At 46.4% G+C, this 23,386-nt stretch carries 21 protein-coding genes; 16 read left to right on the top strand and 5 right to left on the bottom strand.

The genetic code is table 11. From position 1 onward, the window contains the following. Positions 1-13 precede the first annotated feature (13 nt). The 5 genes from prfB (at position 14) to ftsX (ending at position 4,298) form a co-directional block, all read left to right on the top strand. Positions 14-1,115, top strand: a protein-coding gene (gene prfB, locus ACXN9U_RS16390) for a peptide chain release factor 2 (RefSeq protein WP_155816738.1) whose coding sequence is annotated in 2 segments (ribosomal slippage) — positions 14-85 and positions 87-1,115 — 1,101 coding nt in all. Because the reading frame shifts where the segments join, the coding sequence is not laid out codon by codon here. Positions 1,116-1,284: 169 nt separating this feature from the next. Beyond that, complete coding sequence (locus ACXN9U_RS16385; protein ID WP_060964157.1) at positions 1,285-2,133, top strand: YitT family protein; 849 nt, start codon at positions 1,285-1,287, stop codon at positions 2,131-2,133. Positions 2,134-2,168: 35 nt separating this feature from the next. Beyond that, positions 2,169-2,510, top strand: a complete 342-nt coding sequence (cccB, locus tag ACXN9U_RS16380) for a cytochrome c551 (RefSeq protein ID WP_016937788.1) — start codon at positions 2,169-2,171, stop codon at positions 2,508-2,510. Positions 2,511-2,728: 218 nt separating this feature from the next. Continuing rightward, positions 2,729-3,415 (top strand): cell division ATP-binding protein FtsE, encoded by a 687-nt coding sequence (ftsE, locus tag ACXN9U_RS16375; RefSeq protein ID WP_003151418.1) that lies wholly within the window; start codon positions 2,729-2,731, stop codon positions 3,413-3,415. Next, positions 3,408-4,298: a permease-like cell division protein FtsX gene (gene ftsX / locus ACXN9U_RS16370; RefSeq protein ID WP_016937789.1), complete on the top strand. Its 891-nt coding sequence runs from the start codon at positions 3,408-3,410 to the stop codon at positions 4,296-4,298. Before ftsE ends, ftsX begins: the two co-directional genes overlap by 8 nt. A gap of 46 nt (positions 4,299-4,344) precedes the next feature. Here ftsX and ACXN9U_RS16365 read toward each other — a convergent pair whose 3' ends face one another. Beyond that, a complete protein-coding gene (locus ACXN9U_RS16365; protein WP_489201915.1) occupies positions 4,345-5,751 on the bottom strand; it encodes a right-handed parallel beta-helix repeat-containing protein in 1,407 nt (468 codons plus the stop codon). A 209-nt stretch (positions 5,752-5,960) separates the two neighbouring features. On the opposite strand from ACXN9U_RS16365, the gene ctpB reads away from it, so the two are divergent. From ctpB to ACXN9U_RS16345, 4 genes are all read left to right on the top strand, one after another. Then, positions 5,961-7,319 (top strand): carboxy-terminal processing protease CtpB, encoded by a 1,359-nt coding sequence (ctpB, locus tag ACXN9U_RS16360; RefSeq protein ID WP_420913150.1) that lies wholly within the window; start codon positions 5,961-5,963, stop codon positions 7,317-7,319. Positions 7,320-7,693: 374 nt separating this feature from the next. Beyond that, the gene (gene swrA / locus ACXN9U_RS16355; RefSeq protein ID WP_012118562.1) at positions 7,694-8,047 is read left to right on the top strand and encodes a swarming motility protein SwrAA; all 354 of its coding nucleotides are present in this window, start codon (positions 7,694-7,696) and stop codon (positions 8,045-8,047) included. Positions 8,048-8,121: 74 nt separating this feature from the next. Next, positions 8,122-9,318, top strand: a complete 1,197-nt coding sequence (gene minJ, locus ACXN9U_RS16350; RefSeq protein WP_489201914.1) for a cell division topological determinant MinJ — start codon at positions 8,122-8,124, stop codon at positions 9,316-9,318. 290 nt (positions 9,319-9,608) lie between these two features. Continuing rightward, positions 9,609-10,676 (top strand): DUF3810 domain-containing protein, encoded by a 1,068-nt coding sequence (locus ACXN9U_RS16345; protein ID WP_438420734.1) that lies wholly within the window; start codon positions 9,609-9,611, stop codon positions 10,674-10,676. A 97-nt stretch (positions 10,677-10,773) separates the two neighbouring features. On the opposite strand, the gene ACXN9U_RS16340 is transcribed toward ACXN9U_RS16345, so the two are convergent. The 3 genes from ACXN9U_RS16340 to ACXN9U_RS16330 form a co-directional block, all read right to left on the bottom strand. Next, positions 10,774-12,111 (bottom strand): MFS transporter, encoded by a 1,338-nt coding sequence (locus tag ACXN9U_RS16340; RefSeq protein ID WP_489201913.1) that lies wholly within the window; start codon positions 12,109-12,111, stop codon positions 10,774-10,776. 25 nt (positions 12,112-12,136) lie between these two features. Beyond that, the gene (locus ACXN9U_RS16335) at positions 12,137-12,706 is read right to left on the bottom strand and encodes a TetR/AcrR family transcriptional regulator (protein ID WP_060964163.1); all 570 of its coding nucleotides are present in this window, start codon (positions 12,704-12,706) and stop codon (positions 12,137-12,139) included. A gap of 71 nt (positions 12,707-12,777) precedes the next feature. Next, entirely contained in the window at positions 12,778-15,279 is a 2,502-nt protein-coding gene (locus tag ACXN9U_RS16330) for a PEP/pyruvate-binding domain-containing protein (RefSeq protein WP_489201912.1), read from the bottom strand. A 298-nt stretch (positions 15,280-15,577) separates the two neighbouring features. On the opposite strand from ACXN9U_RS16330, the gene ACXN9U_RS16325 reads away from it, so the two are divergent. From ACXN9U_RS16325 to uvrA, 3 genes are all read left to right on the top strand, one after another. Further along, a complete protein-coding gene (locus ACXN9U_RS16325) occupies positions 15,578-15,814 on the top strand; it encodes a CsbA family protein (RefSeq protein ID WP_003151438.1) in 237 nt (78 codons plus the stop codon). A gap of 174 nt (positions 15,815-15,988) precedes the next feature. Next, positions 15,989-17,974 carry an excinuclease ABC subunit UvrB gene (uvrB, locus tag ACXN9U_RS16320; RefSeq protein ID WP_045926627.1) on the top strand — a complete coding sequence of 662 codons (1,986 nt, stop codon included), beginning with the start codon at positions 15,989-15,991 and terminating at the stop codon, positions 17,972-17,974. A 7-nt stretch (positions 17,975-17,981) separates the two neighbouring features. Further along, positions 17,982-20,855 (top strand): excinuclease ABC subunit UvrA, encoded by a 2,874-nt coding sequence (gene uvrA, locus ACXN9U_RS16315; RefSeq protein ID WP_049627485.1) that lies wholly within the window; start codon positions 17,982-17,984, stop codon positions 20,853-20,855. A 45-nt stretch (positions 20,856-20,900) separates the two neighbouring features. Here uvrA and ACXN9U_RS16310 read toward each other — a convergent pair whose 3' ends face one another. After that, positions 20,901-21,140, bottom strand: coding sequence for a hypothetical protein (locus tag ACXN9U_RS16310; RefSeq protein WP_016937799.1), 240 nt, complete (start codon positions 21,138-21,140; stop codon positions 20,901-20,903). Between the two features lie 200 nt (positions 21,141-21,340). On the opposite strand from ACXN9U_RS16310, the gene ACXN9U_RS16305 reads away from it, so the two are divergent. From ACXN9U_RS16305 to ACXN9U_RS16290, 4 genes are read left to right on the top strand one after another with little or no spacing between them, the layout of a single operon-like run. Next, the gene (locus tag ACXN9U_RS16305) at positions 21,341-21,667 is read left to right on the top strand and encodes a hypothetical protein (RefSeq protein ID WP_016937800.1); all 327 of its coding nucleotides are present in this window, start codon (positions 21,341-21,343) and stop codon (positions 21,665-21,667) included. A 24-nt stretch (positions 21,668-21,691) separates the two neighbouring features. After that, entirely contained in the window at positions 21,692-22,789 is a 1,098-nt protein-coding gene (locus ACXN9U_RS16300) for a DUF4097 family beta strand repeat-containing protein (protein WP_489201911.1), read from the top strand. Between the two features lie 4 nt (positions 22,790-22,793). Further along, the gene (locus ACXN9U_RS16295) at positions 22,794-22,988 is read left to right on the top strand and encodes a PspC domain-containing protein (protein WP_003151448.1); all 195 of its coding nucleotides are present in this window, start codon (positions 22,794-22,796) and stop codon (positions 22,986-22,988) included. Continuing rightward, positions 22,989-23,348: a phage holin family protein gene (locus ACXN9U_RS16290; protein WP_014418984.1), complete on the top strand. Its 360-nt coding sequence runs from the start codon at positions 22,989-22,991 to the stop codon at positions 23,346-23,348. Positions 23,349-23,386 lie beyond the last annotated feature (38 nt).

Genomic DNA, 23,386 nt, shown 5'->3' with positions numbered 1-23,386 from the left:
TGAGGTGAATGGAATGGAATTATCAGAAATCAGGGCAGAGCTCGAAAATATGGCTTCTCGTTTAGCGGACTTCAGGGGGTCTCTTTGACCTCGAATCAAAGGAAGCCCGCATTGCAGAATTAGATGAAAAGATGGCGGAACCGGAATTCTGGAATGACCAGCAGAAGGCCCAAACTGTCATCAACGAAGCGAACGGTCTGAAGGAATACGTGAACTCCTACCATCAGCTGAGCGAGTCTCATGAAGAGCTCCAAATGACACATGATCTTTTAAAAGAAGAACCCGATACGGATCTTCAGCAGGAGCTTGAGAAAGAACTGAAGTCATTAACGAAGGAATTGAATGAATTTGAGCTTCAGCTGCTGCTCAGTGAACCATATGACAAAAATAACGCGATTTTAGAACTTCACCCGGGTGCAGGCGGTACAGAATCCCAAGACTGGGGTTCCATGCTGCTCAGAATGTATACCCGCTGGGCGGAAAGACGCGGATTCAAAGTTGAAACGCTTGATTATCTGCCAGGAGATGAAGCCGGAATTAAGTCGGTCACACTGCTCATTAAGGGCCACAATGCATACGGCTATTTAAAAGCGGAAAAAGGCGTACACCGACTCGTGCGGATTTCTCCGTTTGATTCATCTGGCCGCCGCCACACGTCATTCGTGTCATGTGAAGTCATGCCTGAATTCAATGAAGAAATCGACATTGATATTCGTACCGAAGACATTAAAGTTGATACGTACCGGGCAAGCGGTGCCGGCGGACAGCACGTCAACACGACTGATTCGGCCGTTCGGATTACCCACTTGCCGACAAATGTAGTCGTTACATGTCAGACGGAACGTTCACAAATTAAAAACCGCGACAGAGCGATGAAAATGCTCAAAGCGAAGCTGTACCAGCGCAGAATTGAAGAACAGCAGGCGGAGCTTGACGAAATCCGCGGCGAACAGAAAGAAATCGGCTGGGGCAGCCAAATCCGCTCTTACGTATTCCATCCGTACTCCATGGTGAAAGACCACCGGACCAATACGGAAATGGGGAACGTACAGGCGGTTATGGACGGAGATATTGATATCTTCATTGATGCCTACTTACGCTCTAAACTGTCTTAATCCGGGAACACACCTGCCTTTGGCATGGTGTGTTTTTTTATCCGTTCTCTTTTTCCATTTTTCACAATAGCGCTTTAGCAAATTAATACGGTATTTGGCTGTTATTTACTTCTAAGCCGGGAAGACTTAAAATGCTATCGAGAGAAAATCGGAGAACGGAGGATTTTGCATGGATGTGAATCACAATAAGCCGCTCCGTCTGATCAAAGATTACATATATATCGTGATCGGCGCGGCGATTACAGGGGTCGTGTTTAACGTATTTTTGCTGCCGAACCGTATAGCAGCGGGGGGAGTAAGCGGGATCAGCACCATTTTGGAGACATTTGGTTTTGAGCCGGCTTACGTGCAGTGGATCATTAACATCCCTTTGTTTATCGCCGGCGTGATCATTCTCGGCGGCAAATTCGGAATGAAGACACTTGTCGGTTCCATCGTTCTGCCGCTTGCCGTCTTTTTAACGAGAGACCTGCCTGCCGCGACGACCCATGAACTGCTGGCGGCGATTTTCGGAGGCGTCGGGATCGGCACGGGGATCGGCATCGTGTATCTCGGCAAAGGCTCCACAGGGGGAACGGCACTGGCGGCGCAGATCATCCACAAATACACGGGGCTTTCACTGGGAACGTGCCTTGCCATCATGGACGGATTAATTGTGCTGAGCGCGATGCTCGTTTTCGGAGTGGAACAGGGACTGTATGCGATGCTTGGAGTATTTATTTCAAGCAAAACGATTGATGTCGTGCAGGTCGGGTTCAACCGCTCCAAAATGGCTTTAATCATTACGCAGCATGAAGAAGCCGTCAGGTCGGCTGTGTTTACGGAAATTGACAGGGGTGTGACGAAGATTTCCGCAGTCGGCGGGTATACGGAACATGACCGGCCGATCTTAATGTGTGTCGTCGGCCAGACCGAATTCACAAAACTGAAACAAATCGTCAAACAAATTGATGAGTCAGCCTTTGTCATTGTCGCAGACGCAAGCGAGGTGCTCGGCGAGGGTTTCAAACGCGCATAAACAGGGTTATAATAGCGAAGGGGTGCATCTTACATATGAAATCAAAATGGGCGCTATTGGCGCTGGTTCTGACCATGTCCGTCCTGCTGGCGGCATGCGGCGGAGCCAATGAATCGAAAAAAGAAAGCTCTGACAGCTCAGGCGGATCGAAAGCATCTGCGTCAGCGGGCGAAGAGCTTTATCAGCAAAGCTGTATCGGCTGTCACGGTAAAGATTTAGAAGGCGGCGGAGGTCCGAATTTACAAGAAGTCGGCGGGAAGTATGATGAAGCCAAGATTGAAAGCATCATTAAAAACGGACGGGGCAATATGCCGAGCCATCTTGTAAATGATGAGGAAGCCGCGAAGATCGCAAAATGGCTGTCACAGAAAAAATAACAGAAAAACCTTGCCTGTTATAGGGGCAAGGTTTTTTCACGGCCTGGGAATGAAAAGAAACTGTAATAGTAATATGTCTAAATTTGACGTATAATGAAGTGTACTGAGGAAAAGGAACTTTCAGATTTTTCATCTGTTTCCTGGTAGATCGGCCATAAACCGCAGTATTTTTGCGAACTCTATGGCTGCAAGACATAAATAAAAGATTAGGTGATTTCATGATAGAGATGAAAGAAGTATATAAATCCTATCCGAACGGTGTAAAAGCGATTAACGGGCTGTCAGTCATGATTCATCCCGGAGAATTTGTATATGTCGTAGGACCGAGCGGAGCCGGTAAATCTACTTTTATTAAAATGATTTACAGAGAAGAAAAACCGACAAAAGGGCAAATATTGATTAATCATAAAGATCTCGCGGCTGTGAAAGAAAAAGAGATTCCTTTCGTGCGGCGTAAAATAGGTGTTGTTTTCCAGGATTTTAAACTTCTTCCGAAATTGACGGTATTTGAAAACGTAGCGTTTGCGCTTGAAGTTATCGGAGAGCAGCAGTCAGTCATTAAAAAACGCGTGCTCGAAGTGCTCGACCTTGTGCAGCTGAAGCATAAAGCGCGGCAGTTTCCCGACCAGCTTTCCGGAGGAGAACAGCAGCGTGTTTCCATCGCAAGATCCATCGTCAACAATCCTGACGTCGTTATAGCTGACGAACCGACGGGCAACCTTGATCCGGTCACATCATGGGAAGTCATGAAGACACTGGAAGAGATTAACAACCGTGGGACGACCGTCGTGATGGCGACACACAATAAAGAAATAGTAAACACCATGAAGAAACGGGTCATCGCAATCGAAGACGGAATTATTGTGCGTGATGAGTCAAGAGGGGAGTATGGTTCTTATGATTAAAATTCTCGGGCGCCATTTGCGTGAGAGTTTTAAATCTCTCGGAAGAAACACATGGATGACATTTGCATCCATCAGCGCTGTTACCGTTACATTGATTTTGGTCGGCGTGTTTTTAGTCATTATGCTGAATTTAAACAACATGGCTAAAAATGCTGAAAAAGAAGTGGAAATTAAAGTATTAATCGATCTGACGTCAAATAAGAAAACGCAGGATACGCTGCAGAATGAGATTAAAGATATCTCGGGAATCCAAAGCGTAGAGTTTTCATCTAAAGATAAAGAGCTTGATCAATTGGTCAAAAGCTTCGGCGACAGCGGAAAGGCCATGAAAATGCAAGATCAGGAAAACCCGCTGAACAACGCGTTTATCGTCAAAACGACAGATCCGCATGATACGCCGAAAGTCGCGAAAAAAATTGAGAAGCTGGATCATGTGTATAAAGTGACATACGGGAAAGAAGAAGTCAGCCGTCTGTTTAAGGTCGTCGGAGTGTCACGCAACATCGGGATCGCATTAATCATCGGCCTTCTGTTCACGGCGATGTTCTTAATTTCAAATACAATTAAAATCACGATTTTCGCCAGAAGAAAAGAGATTGAAATCATGAAGCTTGTCGGCGCGACAAACTGGTTTATCCGCTGGCCGTTTTTCCTTGAAGGGCTGCTGCTTGGGGTATTCGGTTCTGTCATACCGATCGCTCTCGTGCTGAGCACGTACCAGTCAATGGTCGCTTGGGTGGCTCCGAAAGTTCAGGGCTCATTTGTTTCACTCCTGCCGTACAGTCCGTTTGTGTTCCAAGTATCACTTGTGCTCATTCTGATCGGCGCGGTTATCGGAGTATGGGGAAGTTTGACTTCCATCCGGAAATTCCTTCGTGTATAAATGCAAAAGCCAGTCTTTGTGAGACTGGCTTTTTTTGATGGTTCCGTTATTGAATGACGGGCAGGGCCGGTGATCCCGGCTTTAATGTAAAGTCATAAGACGATTCGTCACGGTACATCGGATCGGCATATATGGAATTTGAATCGTTTGCCGTTCCTTTTTTGTAAGCTGCGAATGAATCATATTCTTTGTTCTTCCAATTCCAAATGCCGTCTTTTCCCGCTTCTTTGTGATAGACGTTATGATTAACAGTATTGCCTTCGTTTTTCGTATAATCATTTGCGATAAAAATCCGTGAACCGCTTGCCGTCAAGATGTTCTTTTCGATGGTGTTCCCTTTTGTATCGTACTGGAGCAGCAGCTGGCCGCCGTCAAGGTCCTTCGTGTCATTTCGGTACATGATATTGTGAGCGATCACGGAATTGATTGTGCCGCCTCGTTTTGTGTCATATCCCCCGATTGAAATACCCGTGTAAGCATTGTTGTACACTTTGTTATCCGTAATCCGTATATCTTGTGCGTACTTTCCTTTATGCTCGGAAGTGGCTTCAATGCCGAGGTCATTGTTGTAAACGGTATTTTTCTTAATGTCCACATGTTCTGCGCCGTCAACGTATATACCGCCAGCAGAGTATTCATTGCCGTAGGCGGGGTTTCCGTAAGAAGAGTTATGGCTCACCGTATTGTTTTCAATGACGCCGTTTCGCGCATAGTCGTTTTGCTTGGAAGTTCCTTCATAGCCGATCACGTCAATCCCGATATTGTTGTTGTCCCGGATGGTATTGCCGGCGATCTTAAATCCGTCAACATTTCCGTTCAGCACGACCGCTTCGCTTGCGCCGAGCGTCAGTTTTTCAACCGTGTTATTTGTGATGCTGACATCCTTCATGGCGCCCGAGCCGTAAAACGCGATGCCGTGTGCATTTCCCTCATCAGCCATTGTTTTAATATTCCGGATATGGTTGCCGTCAATGGCGATATGACTGCTTGATCCGGTGACGTAGATGCCTATGGCTGTCGCATCTTCTGATGAGACAGATAGGTTTTCAAGCGTAATGCCGTGAATGGTAATGTACTGTTTATTGCGGATTTGAATTAACGGTGTTTCAGAATCGCTTTTAGGCGCAGATTTGCCGCTGATGGCGACATGCTCATTCTGATAGTTCTGAAATGTAATCGGCTTTTTCGCCGTCCCGCTGTGCTTTACTTCAAATGTTTCGTCGTACGTTCCTCCCCGAATCAATACGGTTGTTCCGGCCTCCGCCTTTTCCGCCGCATGCTTCAATGTGCGGAACGGCTTTTCTTTCGTTCCGTCATTTTGATCGTTTCCCGCGGGAGAAACATACAGAGCGTCAGCCTGTGATTTTTCATTGGCCTCTGTTTTATGCCAGACAAAGGCGGTAATGCCTGCGGCCAGCACCGCCGCGGATAAAATCGACAATTTTATGTTCATATCGCATTCTCCTGTATATTTAATGAATTGCATACAAATTATTATACGTTACCCATTTATATGAAACAATCTATTGGTTCCGTTTTTTTGTTGCCGTTACATGAATTCTTTTCGGTTTACACATACTATCTCCAGGTTTTCGTAAAAGGACTAAGAGGAGGTAAACGATGAAGCAGAAAATGATCGCAGCGATAGCGGCCGTCAGCATCATGTGCGGCGGAGCCCATACTGCCGGGGCGGCACAGCCGAAATCATCAGAAGCAGAAAGAAGCCAGGCAATGGAAAAAATCGAAAAAGCATATGAGCTGATCTCGAACGAATATGTGGAAAATGTGGATAAAGAAAAGCTTCTTGAAGGAGCGATTCAGGGGATGCTGTCTACATTAAACGACCCTTATTCCGTTTATATGGACAAGCAGACCGCCAAGCAGTTTTCCGATTCTCTGGATTCATCTTTTGAAGGGATCGGCGCTGAAGTCGGTATGGAAGAGAATAAAATCATTATCGTATCACCGTTTAAGCAATCTCCGGCTGAAAAGGCAGGCCTCAAGCCGAATGATGAAATCATCAGTATAAACGGCGAGTCAATGAACGGGAAAGATTTAAATGAAGCTGTGCTGAAAATCAGAGGGAAAAAAGGATCGAAGGTTTCTATTAAAATACATCGTCCGGGCACTGAAAAACAGCTGTCATTCCGGATTAAAAGAGCGGAAATCCCGCTGGAAACCGTATTTGCTTCACGTAAGGAATCAGGCGGGCATCATGTCGGCTACATCGCTATATCGACATTTTCCGAGCATACTGCTCAGGACTTCGCCGCGGCGCTGAAAAAGCTTGAGAAACAAGGGATTGACGGACTCGTTCTTGACGTAAGAGGGAATCCCGGCGGCTACCTTCAAAGCGTCGAACAGATTTTAAAGCATTTCGTCACAAAAGACATGCCGTATATCCAAATCGCGGAACGCAACGGAGATAAAAAACAATATTTCTCAACTTTAAAACATAAGAAGCCGTATCCCGTTAATGTCATTACGGATAAAGGGAGCGCTTCCGCTTCAGAAATTCTTGCGGGCGCGCTGAAAGAAGCGGGGCATTATGACGTTGTCGGTGATACCTCCTTCGGTAAAGGAACGGTACAGCAGGCCGTGCCGATGGGAGACGGCAGCAACATTAAATTGACGCTTTACAAATGGCTGACGCCGAAAGGCAATTGGATTCACAAAAAAGGCATTACTCCGACAATCGCCGTAAGCCAGCCGGATTATTTTGCGGCGGGACCGCTTCAGCTGAAACAGCCGCTTCAGCCTGATATGAACAGCGCGGATGTCAAACACGCACAAATCCTGCTGAAAGGCTTGGGTTTCGACCCGGGCAGGGCGGACGGCTATTTCAGCGGCACAATGAAAAAAGCCGTCATGGCGTTCCAAGATCGGTACAAACTTGATAAAACAGCTGTCATTGACAAACAAACAGCGGAAAAAATGAATCAGCTGATGAATGAGAAGAAATCTGACGAAAAAAACGATATACAGCTGCAAATGGCGTTAAAATCATTATTTGTTAAATAAATGAAAAGGAGGCTTTTTTAAGGCCTCCTGTTTCTTTTATCATGTCTCATAAATGAACCAAAAGACATATAATTATGACGATTTTGACAAGATATTAAAAAAATTTTCACATTTAAACATTTATAAAGGACAAACATTACCCGATATTTATAGGGAAGAGAGACTTTATGCCGAGTTAATATGTATTCAAAATGAAACTTTTGAAAGTTGCCTCAGTCAGTTTTAGTTCTTACAATAAAAGAAGGTTCTAATAGAGAACAGTTTTTTAGTTTGACAGCTGCATTTCAGTATTGAAAGCAGAAGTGTTTGCGGCGCTTCGGCACGGCAGCTGTAATCACCCGTGCTTATCTGGATAAAAAAATGGGGGTTCACAATTGAAGAGGGCAAGTATTGTGCGTGAAAAAAAATATTATGAATTAGTGGAACAACTAAAAGACCGAACAAAAGACGTTACATTTTCATCAACAAAAGCACTAAGTCTTCTTATGCTGTTCAGCAGATACCTGGTCAATTACACAAATGTTGAATGTGTTCACGATATCAATGAGGAGTGTGCAAAGCATTATTTCACCTACTTAATGAAAAACCATAAACGTTTAGGAATCAATCTGACGGATATTAAACGGTCCATGCTTTTGATCAGCGGTGTAATCGAGGTGGAAGTCGACCACTATCTGAAAGATTTCTCTCTCTCAAATGTGACGTTGTGGATGACGGAAGAGAGATAGACGTTTGAGATATTCAAGCCAATGATTATTTGGTAGAATAGAATTAAAATGTTTGGCTTGAGGCGGTGAAAGCAATGTCTGTTCAATGGGGAATTGAACTTCTGAAAAGTATCGGTCTGTTTTTTTTGCACCCGATGTTTTGGTTTTTTATCATCATAAGTCTCGCCTGCGGATATTTGCGGATTAAACGTGAACGCCATACGTTTCATACAAAAATCGCAGATATGTATGACGAGCTTATCTTTACATACATAAAAGGGCTTATACCGGGTATTCTTCTCTCCATATTATTTTTTGGACTGGGAATTTCGATTCCATTCGGTCTTCTCGGCATAATTGCGGCTGTGACGGCTTTGGCATCGCTGACGTTCCGTATGAACTGGCTGTCATCAGCTTATATTGTCAGCGCCGGCATGTTGATTGCGTTTATCCTTCAGTATACCCACACAGTGCCGTTTGCGGATCGGTTTCCGCAGGCATTCGGCGTGAATTGGGCATCAGCGGCCGTGTTTATGGGCCTTTTGATCATCACGGAGGGAGCGGCTGCTTACCGTTCAGCGTACCTGAAAACATCTCCGGCGCTTGTCGTCAGCAGCAGAGGTCTGCCCATCGGCCGTCAATTGGCGAATCGCGCATGGCTGCTTCCGCTTTTCTTATTGGTGCCGGGCAGCGGGCTTGAGTCACACCTTTCTTGGTGGCCTGTCTTTACCGTGCCGGGCGGCTCTTTCCATTTGATCTGGATTCCTTATATCGCCGGCTTCGGACAGCGTGTGCAGGGATCCCTTCCGGAAGTCAGCATACGGATAACGGCGAAACGTGTCATGATTCTCGGGATTATCGTCACCGCATTCGGGGCAGCGGCCCTTTGGTGGAGTCCGCTTGCCGGTGCTGCCGCTTGTATTGCGGTGCTCGGACGCCTGTTCTTATCATTGAGACAGCGGCTGAACGATAACGCGGCTCCGTTTTATTTCTCTAAGCGGGATCAGGGCTTAATGGTGCTCGGCATCATTCCGAATACGCCCGCGGAAGATCTTGAGCTGAAGATCGGTGAGATTATAACGAAAGTAAACGGCATTCCCGTGAAGCATGTATCGGATTTTTACGAAGCACTTCAAAAAAACCGCGCATTTGTAAAAATGGAGATCATCGGCCTGAATGGTGAGATCCGGTTTGATCAGCGCGCGTCCTATGAAGGCGAACATCATGAATTAGGTATTTTATTCGTTCAGGATGAACATGAACATGAGCAAGAAGAAATGACAGCATTATAATGTGATTTTTCATAATTATTCGGAATAGTTTCAAGAACTCCTAAACTAGATTTCAAAATCAGCTAGAAAGTAAAACAGCTAAGAAAATTATATTTTCTTAGCTGTTTTATTTTGAAATAATAAAAAAATAAATGAAGGAGAGGTATGGCTTATTGGAAAGGTTATTGCTAACTCCAAAACCTTTAGAAGATGAATCTTTAGCAGGATATATATTAAGAATAACTGATTATAATGGTTATGTTGGATAGGGGGAGTACATTGTAAAAAAGCTTTTACTTAAGAGATTACCGTTGATTTCACTTGGAGTTATAGCTTACATACTGACAAAATACGCGCAGAACCATCAGGATTGGGCGGAAAAATACAGTAGGTCTGTATATCCGTTATTGTCAAAAATAGTAGGATTTGTACCTTCTTGGGTCAAGTTTTCTGTTAGTGAATGGCTCGTCGTGTTGGTTGTGTTACTTTTTCTATTTTATATCGTTTATTATGTGCGCAAGGTTATCATGAGTAAAGGTGTACGTAGGATGGTAGTTTATCGTGGTGCTCTAGGAATCGTTACGATCTGTAGCGTGATATATTTTTGTTATACTATTTTGGGTGGAATAAACTATTACAGATATTCTTTTTTGTCTCATACCGAATATAAAGAAGAGAACTACAGCAAGGAAGAACTGGTTAAATTGAGTAAGTCACTTGCCGTTGAAATGGAATTGGCAAGGGAAAAGTTAGCGGATACTGATCTTTTGGCTCATGTACCAGAGGTTTTTGATTATTATGCACAACACGCAGTGTTCTCGATGCAAATGTTATCAAAGAAATATCCTGTTTTGGAGCATTCATATTCAACACCAAAACCAGTGGTGATGTCAAAACTAATGTCGCATGCAGGGATACATGGTATTTTTGTCCCTTTTACTTATGAATCCAATATCAATGTTAATGTGCCAGTTTTTTTGGTGCCTGCTACTATGGCGCATGAATTGGCACATCAGAGTGGTTTCATGCATGAGGATGAGGCAAATTTTATAGCATATCTGGCATGTAAGCAGCAGGATGATCCAATGATACTTTACAGTGGTTTTTTTCTAGCATTTGATTATTCTATATCTGAGCTAAAGAAAGTGGATCCAGATCAGGCGTCTGATATAATGTCCAGTCTGTCCAAGGCGGTGCAGCATGATATAGAACAAAATGAGCAGTACCGGGATAAGTATGAGGGTGTTATTTCAAGTATTTCAAGAAATGTAAATGATGTATATCTGAAGGCAAATAATCAGACAGACGGTTTGAATAGCTATAGTGATATGGTGAATTTGTTGCTGGCAGAGCAGCGAGAGATAGAGAAGTACAATTAAATGTACAGCGGGGGAGTGCGGTGACACTTCGAGAGAGAAAAATAAGAAGAAACGAAAAAAGGTTCCGGAAAGCGGGTGCTCACGGAACCTTTTTTGTTTACGCCGAATGGCTTTTTTTCGTATCAACGGTTTCGCCGGACTTAATTCCAAGCGATACGAACAAGCCGATCACAGATACGCCGATCAATATGATAAACAGAATGTGAAATCCGGAGATTAAACCGATCAGTGCTGAAGAAATAATGCTTCCGAAATAACGGAAGGTGGAAAAAATCCCGGATGCGATACCGGACATGCCCGGTTCTACCGTCGCAAGAGAAGACACCTGCATGCTCGTCAGCCCCGCACCGGACGCGATGCCCCCTACAATAAGCGATGCCATAAGGAACGGGACGGAATGGGAATAAACCAAAAGCAGAAATAAGAGATTGGCTCCGGCCATCAGCCCGAAGGACAGAAAAATCATTCTTCGCGCGCCCCATTTGTGATGGAGCTGAGCTCCGCCCCAGTTGCTGGCGGACATAAAAATAGAAAAGACTGAAAGAGCCATACCGCTGTGCGACGTATTCATGCTGAAGTGGCCGGTCATAAAGAGCGGCATCATCAATAACACGGCATACATCATTAAATTGCTTAACAGAACCGACAGATTGGCGCTTGTAAAGGTTGTGTTTTTAAACAGGTCAAAATCAATAATCGGATGTTTCGTGCGCAGCTCCCGCCTGAAAAATAACGGAACAAATAATAGAATGAGCAGCGCGTACACCCAATAGCCCAAAGAGCTTTCATTTTTCGTCAGAAGAATAATAGATACAATGCTCCCGGCAAGCAAAACGGATCCGATGATATCAAGCGGCGCGTCAGAGGTTTCTTCTTTATATTTAGGAAACATGATAAATGCGGTCCCGAGTGCGATCGCCAGAAACGGAATGTTGACCCAAAAGATCGAATGCCAGCTGAAACTCTCGATTAAAAGTGACCCGATAAACGGACCGAGAGCCGCGCCCAGCCCGGCACCGAGGCCGAAAAAACCAAATACTTTCGGAAGCCGTTTTTCGGACACGACATGGCGGATGATGGCGATGCTGTTTGGCGTAAGCAAAGCGCCGCCGGCAGCCTGAAGCGCCCGGAAGAAAATCAATAAGAAAAGACTTGGCGAGAGGGCGCACCCCAATGAAGCGATCAGAAAAAGGCCGACACCCCATAAATACATTTTTTTATTTCCGTACATATCACCGAGCTTGCCGGCAATGGGCTGTGTCACGGCCATCACAATTAAATACACCGTCACGACCCATGTGATGCTGGCAATTGATTCGCTGAATGAGCGGGAAATGGATGAAAGAGCGACTGCGATCATCGTCGAATTGATGGGAACGAGTATGGCTCCCAGCAAAAGCGAAACGATCAGCGCCCATTCTTTCTTTGAACTCATCCTTCATCCTCCTAGGAGCCGGACATTACCGGCTGATAATTCCTTTAATAAAAATCTCAGTGCTATGTTTCAGCATCGTTTCTTCAGAAAGAGTGATGACTCTTTTCCCCAGCTGCAGCCGGTGCATAAAATAACCGAAAATCATCGTCATAAAGACGTCTGCATTAGCTTCTTCGCTGCCGGGGCTTATCCTGTTTTTCTTTGTCAGTTCCTTAAAGTAAACGATTAAATCCTTTTTTACGGATTGCGGATATACGACAATATCCTGCAGGACGTCTTCGAATAATTCCGGTTCGCGCAGGCAGATGCGGAACACCTCTTTTTTTTGTTCCAATCGCTGCAAAAGGGTCGTGGCGAAATGAAGAAGATCCTCATACAGATTGCCTTCCGCCTTGGTGATCACGCTTTCCGGAACCGGCGTGTGCTGCTCAATCATGGCTTTCATTAGTCCTTGTTTGTTTTTAAAATTACGAAAAATCGTAGCTTCGCTTACATTCGCTTTTTCTGCGATTTCTTTTGTTGTCGCGGCGCGGTATCCTTTTTGAATGATAAGATTCATCGCAGCGTCAAGAATTCTCTTGTTCGTCGTTCTCAACTTGTTTCACCTCGCGTAAATACTGGCAGGACAAGTATACACCCGCCCTGCCCGTCAATAAAGAGGGAAACCTAGCATGAAGCGCGTTTGACTATCGTAATCTGTCCGTTTGTGCCGTCTACCGAGACGATATCTCCGTCATTGAGCCTGTCAGTCGCGACACGTGTGCCGAGAACAGCGGGAAGCCCGTATTCTCTTGCGATGATCGCCGCATGTGAGAGGATGCCGCCCGTATCCGTAATGACGGCCTTTGCATCCTGAAACAGACTGGTCCAAAGCGGTGTCGTCATTTTGCAGACAAGCACATCTCCTGATGAAAAACGGGAAAAATCACTTGCGTCACGAATGACTTTCACCGGGCCGCTTGCGATTCCGCTTGACGCTGCAAGTCCGTAAATATGATGTTCAGTGTTTTTTTCATCTTCTGTGATGGAGCCTGTAACCTGCTCAGCGGCTTTCAGCTGTTCGGGCGTCGGTGTGCCGAGATAAGCGGGCGCTTCAAGCAGCTGATATTGCTGGAAAAGCTGTTTCCGTTCAGCGGTTTTTTCCTTCAGCGGAACAGGCGTCACCAGCGCTTTCTCGACTTCATCGCTGTATAAGTACCACATATCCTCCCGGTCATCGATCACGCCTTGTTTTTGCAGCAGCTCGCCGATTTTCAAGAGACAAAGGCGCGCTTTGGCGTCCAGCATCGCATCGATATAAAAATGGTGATCATCTATGATGACGGATGCAGATAACGCCCACTGATAATAACGGTCAAACGTCTCCCGGAAGCCGTCATCTTCAATTCGATTCATGAAGGCGGCGTAAAGCTGTTTGCGTTTTTCTATCGTTTTATGAAACTCACTGTCAAAATCGTAGCCGTTCCGGACATAGTTTTGAATGTTAGCCAAAGCGAAATAAGGATTTTCCGCCCACGTTTCTTCGATCAGATCATGGCTTTTTACTGATCTCCAGCCGTATTCTTGTAAAAATTCGCCAACTTGTTCAAGAAAGCGTTTTCCTTCATCTGATTGCAGAAGCGTCTGATGAAGCTCGCCGGCCTGGGAAGCTGTAAAGACGCGCAGCAGTTCAGGATTGTCTTTTACTTGTCCGGAAAGCAGCCAGAGCTGTCTGTCGGTTTCCAGTGATTTATTCATGACGCCGGCCAGCATTTCATACAGAAGGGAGGCGTTGTCTTTCTCAACCTGTCCGTACATGGACTCCAGTGTCATATTTAACGCAATCTGCGGAAAGACAATGTTGAAATGTTCTTCATATCCTTTTAAATAGAATTCTTGCAGGTTTCGGAACGCCTCAAGGGCAGTCTCCGGTGTATGATTTTTATGCGCCAGTCCGTCCAGCTTTTGATAAAAAGGCAGAAAGGTTTCATGAATAATATCATACATGCGGTCAGCCAAAACGGGAAAAAGCGCTTCTAACTGTTCTGCGGGCAGGTTGTCGTCGGTCTTATGCTGTCTGGAAAAAACATGGCCCTGGTGGAGCTTGACACGCTCAATCTCGATGCCCATCACAGGGAATGTCTTCGTGCCTTCTTTGAGGCCGTATTCTAAAGCAGGCACAATGAGAGAGGCGAATAACGGGCTGATGGGGCCTTCTATATTGGACTCCATATTGAGCCAAAAATCTTTCTGGTCCCGAGGCGTCATGATAAATTCCCGTTCTTCGTCTGCCGCTTTCTGATCCTGCGCGATCGTTGTAATCGGTCTGGCCTGAAGCAGATACAGCTTATTTTCGGCAAATCCGAATTCGAGATCCACGGGATAACCGTACAGTTCTTCCGTCTTAATCGTCAGCATGGCAAGCTCTTTGATGCTCTCGTCATCAAGGCAGAAGCGGTTTCTCATGTCAGCGGACGTTTCTTTTTCGGTTACGCCTTCCTTTTGGGAAACGATATACATTTCTTTGAAGCCGATTTCTTTGTCAATCCGGAATGTGTCTTTATTGACGATAAATGTGTCGGGCGTCACGCTTCCGGACACGATTGCTTCTCCGAGACCGTAGCTCGCGCTGATCATCAGTTCTCCGTCATCATGTGTGACGGGGTTTCGGCTGAAAATGACCCCTGATACCTCAGAATTGATCAGCCCTTGGACGACAACACCCATTAACGGTTCTGCAGTGTCATTTTTCATTCTCTCCTTATAACCGCTGACCCGCGCCGAAAAGAAGGAAGCCCAGCATTCTTTCACTTTTCCGAGAAACTCTTCTTCTGTTTTGATATTTAAATAGGTTTCGTACTGGCCCGCGAAAGAAGCGCCTTCAAGATCTTCGGACGCAGACGAGGAACGTACGGCAACAGAGGCATATGATTCTCTCAATTCATAAAAAGAGGCAATCAGCTCATCGCGGAGCTCTTTTGAAAACGTGCCGTTTATAATGGCGCGCTCCATCTCTTCCTCATCTGCCTGAAGCCGGTTATCTTCCATAAAACGCGTCAGCGCATTTGTCTGAATGACAAATCCATCGGGAACGGGCAGGCCGTTTTTCGTCAGTTTAATCAGGTTCATTCCTTTTGCGCCTGCTGAGCGGCTCGATTCTTCCGCTTTTTGAAATCGTACTGAATACATGCGGTATAACCCCCTTTTTCTTCATCCAAGAAAATGATAGTAAACACTATCATTACATTGTAAAGAGGGAGGAAGAAACTGTCAAAGACACAAAGACCTAATCCTTCTCCTCCTTTCGGCTGAAGAAAGGCAATTTGGTTCATTTCATTAATGGTTCAATAGATTTACATTCGCATTTTTTTTGACAGATGATTGAAGACTGCTGAAAAAGGGTATTGTGATAGCAGGGGAACGATTGTCCGATTCTTCATTTTTTACTATAATCAGATGAGATGAAGAATTCCCGAGGAGGGTTTTTGTGATTACAAAAGCCGTTTTTGCATTATGTTTCCCTTTTATGCTGGTCGTCCTTTTTACGCGGGTCACTTTTAACCATTATGTGGCGATCGCTCTCACAGCCGCACTGCTTTTCGCATCCTATTTAAAAGGTTACACCGAAACGTATTTCATCGTTGGATTGGATGTCGTATCACTGGTAGCCGGCGGGCTGTACATGGCCAAAAAAGAAGCAGACAAAAAGAAAGACAATGCCTGACATGGTGAATATGAAATGGAAGCCTGCTTTTACGCCATAAAAGCAGGTTTTTTATACAAAAATTGACTTGGTAAAAATAAACCATCGAACTTTAGTTCGTATTTTTAGTGATTTTGCCCGTCATTGTGTTACTATATCAATAGGAAGATTTCGTAAAGAAACGGAGGCTTTTTTGTGAAAGATCGTTTTGAGTTAGTCTCGAAATATCAGCCCCAGGGAGATCAGCCGCAAGCGATTGAAAAGCTTGTCAAAGGCATACAGGAAGGCAGAAAACACCAGACTCTCCTGGGTGCGACAGGGACGGGCAAAACCTTTACCGTGTCCAATCTGATTAAAGAAGTCAATAAGCCGACACTGGTCATTGCCCATAACAAAACCCTTGCCGGACAGCTGTACAGCGAGTTTAAGGAGTTTTTTCCGAACAACGCTGTCGAATATTTTGTCAGCTACTACGATTACTATCAGCCGGAGGCGTATGTGCCTCAAACGGATACATTTATAGAGAAAGACGCAAGCATTAACGATGAAATTGATAAACTGCGGCACTCCGCGACATCCTCTCTGTTTGAACGGAGAGATGTCATTATCATTGCGAGTGTGTCATGCATATACGGTCTCGGTTCGCCTGAAGAATACCGGGAGATGGTCGTGTCGCTCAGACCGGAAATGGAGATTGAGCGGAACGAGCTGCTGAGAAAGCTAGTGGATATCCAGTATGCCCGCAATGATATCGACTTTAAGCGGGGGACATTCCGCGTGCGCGGCGACGTTGTGGAAATCTTCCCGGCTTCCCGTGACGAACATTGTATCAGAGTAGAATTTTTCGGAGACGAAATTGAGCGGATCAGAGAAGTTGACGCTTTGACCGGAGAGATTCTCGGCGACCGCGATCATGTCGCGATTTTCCCGGCTTCCCACTTCGTCACCCGGGCGGAAAAGATGGAAAAAGCGATTCTGAACATTGAACAGGAGCTTGAGGAGCGCTTGAAAGTCATGCGTGAAAACGGCAAGCTCCTTGAAGCGCAGCGGCTTGAGCAGCGGACGAGATATGATCTTGAAATGATGCGGGAAATGGGTTTCTGTTCGGGCATTGAGAACTATTCAAGACACTTGACGCTCCGTCCTCCGGGTTCTACGCCGTATACGCTGCTTGATTATTTTCCGGACGATTTTATGATCGTCGTTGATGAATCACACGTGACGATTCCGCAGGTGCGCGGCATGTTCAACGGTGACCAGGCAAGAAAACAGGTGCTTGTCGATCATGGCTTCCGCCTGCCGTCAGCGCTTGACAACCGTCCGCTCCGATTCGAGGAATTTGAGAAACATATGCACAATATCGTGTACGTGTCGGCTACTCCGGGACCGTATGAGATTGAGCATACGCCGGAAATGATCGAACAGATCATCAGGCCGACGGGACTGCTCGACCCTCTCATTGACGTCCGGCCGATTGAAGGACAGATTGATGATCTGATCGGCGAGATTCAGGCGAGGATAGAACGGAATGAGCGCGTGCTCGTAACGACATTAACGAAAAAAATGTCAGAGGATCTGACCGATTATCTGAAAGAAATCGGCATCAAGGTCAACTATCTGCATTCCGAGATTAAGACGCTTGAACGGATTGAAATCATCCGTGACCTCCGGCTCGGAAAATATGATGTGCTGGTCGGCATCAACCTGCTGAGAGAAGGTCTTGATATTCCGGAAGTGTCGCTTGTCGCCATTCTGGATGCGGATAAAGAAGGCTTCCTCCGTTCTGAGCGTTCGCTTATTCAGACGATCGGACGGGCAGCGAGAAACGCAGAAGGCCGGGTCATCATGTATGCCGATAAAATCACGCATTCGATGGAAATCGCGATGAATGAAACGAAGCGCCGCCGGGAACAGCAGGAGCATTTTAACGAAATCCACGGCATTACGCCGCAAACGATCAATAAGGAAATCCGCGATGTGATCCGCGCGACGCAGGCCGCTGAGGATAAAGAAGAATACAAAACAAAAGCCGCGCCTAAGCTGACGAAGCTGACGAAGAAAGAACGCCAGAAAGTCGTTGAGCAAATGGAGCATGAAATGAAAGAAGCGGCCAGAGCGCTTGATTTCGAGCGGGCGGCAGAGCTTCGTGATTTACTGTTAGAGCTAAAAGCGGAAGGATGATGAACACATGGCAATTGACCGGATCGAGGTGAAAGGGGCAAGGGCGCACAATTTAAAAAACATTGATGTAACGATTCCGCGGGATCAGCTCGTCGTCGTGACGGGCCTGTCCGGATCGGGAAAATCATCCCTTGCTTTTGACACCATTTACGCGGAAGGACAGAGGCGGTATGTCGAATCGCTTTCTGCCTATGCACGCCAATTTTTAGGGCAGATGGATAAGCCGGACGTTGATGCGATCGAAGGGCTTTCTCCGGCCATCAGCATTGACCAGAAAACGACAAGCCGCAATCCGCGGTCAACCGTCGGAACGGTAACGGAGATTTATGATTATCTCCGGCTCTTATACGCGAGAGTCGGTAAGCCGCACTGTCCGGAGCACGGCATCGAAATTACGTCGCAAACGATTGAACAGATGGTTGACCGGATTCTTGAATATCCTGAGCGGACGAAGCTTCAAGTGCTTGCGCCGATGGTCTCAGGCAGAAAAGGCGCCCATGTTAAGGTCCTTGACCAAATCAGAAAGCAAGGGTATGTAAGGGTGCGGATTGACGGAGAAATGGCCGAGCTTTCCGACGATATTGAACTTGAAAAAAACAAAAAGCATTCCATTGAAGTAGTCATTGACCGGATTGTCGTCAAGGAAGGCGTTGCCGCCCGGCTTTCCGACTCACTGGAAACCGCCCTCCGCTTAGGGGAAGGCCGTGTCATGATAGATGTCATCGGCCAGGAAGAGCTGATGTTCAGCGAGCATCACGCCTGCCCGATTTGCGGTTTTTCCATCGGAGAGCTTGAGCCCCGGCTGTTTTCGTTTAACAGCCCGTTCGGCGCCTGTCCGACTTGTGACGGTCTCGGTTTGAAGCTGGAAGTGGACCCGGAGCTCGTCATTCCAAATCCTGAGCTCTCATTAAAAGAACACGCCATCGCTCCGTGGACGCCGATCAGTTCCCAATATTATCCGCAGCTGCTTCAGGCGGTCTGCCGCCATTACGGGATCGATATGGAGACTCCGGTCAAAGACCTGCCGAAGCATCAGCTTGATAAAGTGCTGTACGGCAGCGGCAATGAACGGATCTACTTTAAATACGAGAATGATTTCGGACAAGTGCGGGAGAATGAAATTGAATTTGAAGGCGTGCTGCGCAATATTGAGAGACGGTATAAAGAGACAAGCTCCGATTATATCCGTGAACAGATGGAGCAATATATGTCACAGAAGCCGTGCCCGACCTGCAAAGGCTACCGGCTGAAGAAAGAAGCGCTGGCCGTTTTGGTCAACGGACGCCACATCGGAACCATTACCGAACTTTCCGTCGGCGATGCGCTGGAATTTTTCAAAAACCTGACGCTGTCTGAGAAAGATATGCAGATTGCAGATTTAATTTTAAGAGAAATTGTAGAACGGCTCAGTTTCTTAGATAAAGTCGGTCTTGATTATCTGACGCTGAGCCGGGCGGCGGGTACGCTGTCAGGCGGCGAAGCCCAGCGTATCAGGCTTGCGACGCAGATCGGCTCCCGTTTGTCAGGCGTCCTGTACATTCTTGATGAGCCGTCCATCGGTCTTCATCAGCGTGACAATGACCGTCTGATCAGCGCGCTGAAAAACATGAGAGATCTCGGCAACACACTGATTGTCGTCGAGCATGATGAAGATACGATGATGGCTGCCGATTATCTGATAGATATCGGACCGGGCGCCGGCATTCACGGCGGCCGTGTCATATCGGCGGGCACGCCTGAAGAAGTGATGAATGATGCGGATTCTCTGACCGGACGTTATTTGTCAGGGGCTCAATTCATCCCGATGCCTCCGGAGAGAAGAAAACCTGACGGCCGATACATTGAAATCAAAGGCGCCACGGAAAACAACCTGAAAAAAGCGAATGCCAAATTCCCGCTCGGCACTTTTACGGCGGTGACAGGGGTATCCGGTTCCGGAAAAAGCACGCTTGTGAATGAAATTCTGCATAAGGCGCTTGCGCAAAAGCTCCATAAAGCCAAAGCGAAACCGGGAAGCCATAAAGAGATCAAAGGCCTCGACCATCTTGATAAAGTGATCGATATCGACCAGGCGCCGATCGGCAGGACGCCGAGATCAAATCCGGCAACTTACACGGGTGTGTTTGATGACATCCGCGATGTGTTCGCGCAGACAAATGAAGCAAAGGTGCGCGGCTACAAAAAAGGCCGATTCAGCTTTAATGTGAAAGGCGGGCGCTGTGAAGCCTGCCGCGGCGACGGCATCATCAAAATTGAGATGCATTTCCTTCCTGACGTGTACGTCCCGTGCGAAGTGTGTCACGGCAAACGTTACAACCGGGAAACGCTTGAGGTCACATACAAAGGAAAAAGCATTTCTGATGTTCTGGATATGACGGTGGAAGATGCTCTGTCTTTCTTTGAAAATATCCCGAAAATCAAACGCAAGCTTCAAACGCTTGCCGATGTCGGGCTCGGGTATGTGACGCTCGGCCAGCCTGCGACGACGCTCTCAGGCGGAGAAGCGCAGCGCGTCAAGCTCGCTTCCGAACTGCATAAGCGCTCCACCGGCCGGACACTGTATATTCTGGACGAACCGACGACAGGCCTCCACGTTGATGATATCGCAAGGCTTTTAGTTGTGCTTCAAAGACTCGTCGATAACGGAGATACCGTTTTGGTTATTGAACACAATCTCGATATCATTAAAACGGCGGACTACATTGTCGATCTCGGACCTGAAGGCGGCGCGGGCGGCGGCACGATCGTAGCCTCCGGGACGCCTGAAGAAATTGTCGAAGTGAAAGAATCATATACGGGCCGCTATCTGAAACCGGTAATGGAACGTGATAAAAAACGGATGAAAGCATTGCTGGCCGAAAAAGAAACGGCAGCCACTTAACAGATAAAACAACAGCCCAAAACCGATCGGTTTTGGGCTGTTGTGCTACAGGCTTTTCTTCTGTTGGGGAAGCTGTCTGCTTAAATGCATTAAATCCTGCAGAATATGAGTGCTGCTGCTGTCCAGCAGCACTTTTATATATTGAATATCATGAGAAATGGGAAGAGGCGCCGCTTTGATCTGTTCCAGTTCAGCCAGCATTTCGCTGTTCATTCTTTTCTGTTCGCGAATCAATTTTCGCAGACTTTCTTCCGTTACTTGGTCGTTTCCGGGATCTTTCTCCATTTGGTATGTCCTCCTTGCATACGGTCAGGCTTTGTTACATATTGTAATCGGTTAGGGGAAAAGATTCTATAGTGAAATCTCTGAAATGAAAAATTACGTATAACGAAGCATGTCCTTTAGCATGAAAATGAAACCCGCCCATTCGTCATACGTATGTATAATGAAGGGCCTTTTACATTACCGCACAGGGAGTGTTTTTATTGAATCGAAACCAAGCGATCATCGCATCCATCTGTTATTTCAGCGTGTTTTTCGCGCCTCTTATTCTTCCGATTGTGGCTTACTTCGTCGTCGATGAAAAAGAGACGAAGCGGCATGCCATGCGCGCCCTGATTTCTCACATCATTCCGTTTGCGGGATTGCTGATTGTGATCGCCGGTGTTGTCGGAGGAGCGATTACGGCTCAGGGGGAGAGTATGGTTCCGGTTTTTGTTATGATAGCAGGAGCAGCTGTTTATTTTCTGATCCTCATCGGAATGGTCATTTGGAATATCGTGCAGGGAATAAAGGTATTACGCCAGGTGTAAGAAAAGTCGGGGGAGGAGTTTTATATGAAACAGGAGAAAGAACGGATTTTAAAGCTTGTGGAAGAAGGCAGGCTGACGGCGCAGGAAGCTTTGACGCTCATTGAAAAACTGGATCATGAATATAAAGAAAAAGAAGAGCAGATCACCGCATTATCAACGGAGGTCCAGGAACCTGCGGAAGATTTCAAAAGCGGGACAAAAGAAAGCCAAAAGCCGTCGATCGGTGCTAAGCTGTTCGATTGGATTGATTCGGCTGTCAAAAAAGTGAAGGAAGCGGATCTGGATCTGAATTTCGGCCACGCACACGACGTGCAGCATATTTTTCAATTTAAAGACAGTGAATTCTCAGCCATTGATATGCAGATTGCAAACGGCAGCGTCAATATCGTACCGTGGGCGGATGAAGATGTCAGAGCGGAGTGCCAGGCGAAAGTGTACCGGGCGGACAGTCAGGAGGCGGCGCGCACCGCATTTCTCCAGCATATTGAGTGCGAAATGAAGGGCAATAAGTTTTTTGTCCGCACGGAAATGAAAACGATGAAAACCAATGTCACGCTTTATGTTCCTCAGAAAGAGTACGATAAGATAAGAGTGAAGCTGTTTAACGGACCGATCAGAGGGGAACATTTACATGTAAAAGAATTCTCGGCGAAAACGACAAACGGCGTCCTGTCATTCTCTCATCTGACGGCTGAGAAAGCGTCGGCGGAAACGGCTAACGGACAAATCAAGCTGGCCGGCCATCAATGCGGCGCGATCGAAGCGGAAACGATCAACGGCTTGATTGATTTGCGCGGATCGAGTGAATCTATTGACGTCCAAAGCTTTAACGGCAATATCATCCTTACCGTGACAGCGCCGCACTGCCGCTCCATCTACACAAAAACGACGACCGGAAATGTGGAGATCGCCCTGCCTGATGACTCGGCGGTGAAAGCGGAGCTCAAAAGCAATCTCGGTTCTCTCAGCCACGAGCTGATTGATGCGGAGATTTTAAAGGAAAAGAATGATACCATTCAAAAAGAACTGATGCTGGAATCAAATCAAGGCCATGATCAGCATCTCTCGATTTTCTCAGAATCGTTAACAGGAGCCATTAAGCTCAAGCATACTCAGAGGTGATTGGATGAAAAGACTTTACCGTTCAGAAAAAAACCGTAAAATCGCCGGTGTCGTCGGCGGTTTGGCGGAGTATATCAATATGGATGCGTCGCTTTTGCGCATCATAACCGTTGTATTAGCGCTTGTCACGAGCGGAATCGTGCCGATTGTATATATTATCTGGTGTTTTGTTGTACCTTTAGAAGGAGATTTGAAATAAATGATCAAATGGGCAGTCAGCATTTTAGTAAATGCTTTATTATTAATCGTTATCGCGGGATATTTTGATTCCGTCCATATCAGCAGTATCGGAGCGGCTGTCATCGCCAGTGTGATTCTTTCTGTGTTAAATGTGCTGATCAAACCGATCATCGTCATATTGACATTGCCTGTCACGGTTGTGACCCTCGGCCTTTTTCTGTTTGTCATCAACGCCATTACGTTAATGATGACCGCTGCCTTAATGGGAGACAGCTTTCAGATTGACGGGTTCGGCACCGCCATTTGGGCATCCGTCGTGCTTTCCGTTTTCCACTTGCTGATTCAAAAAGGCATATTGGAGCCGCTTAGAAAAGGATAAAAAAGAGCTGTCCCCGAGAGGGCAGCTTTTTTATGTGC

The sequence above is a fragment of the Bacillus sp. BACIII genome (assembly GCF_057836745.1).
This window is presented reverse-complemented; position numbering and strand designations above follow the sequence as displayed.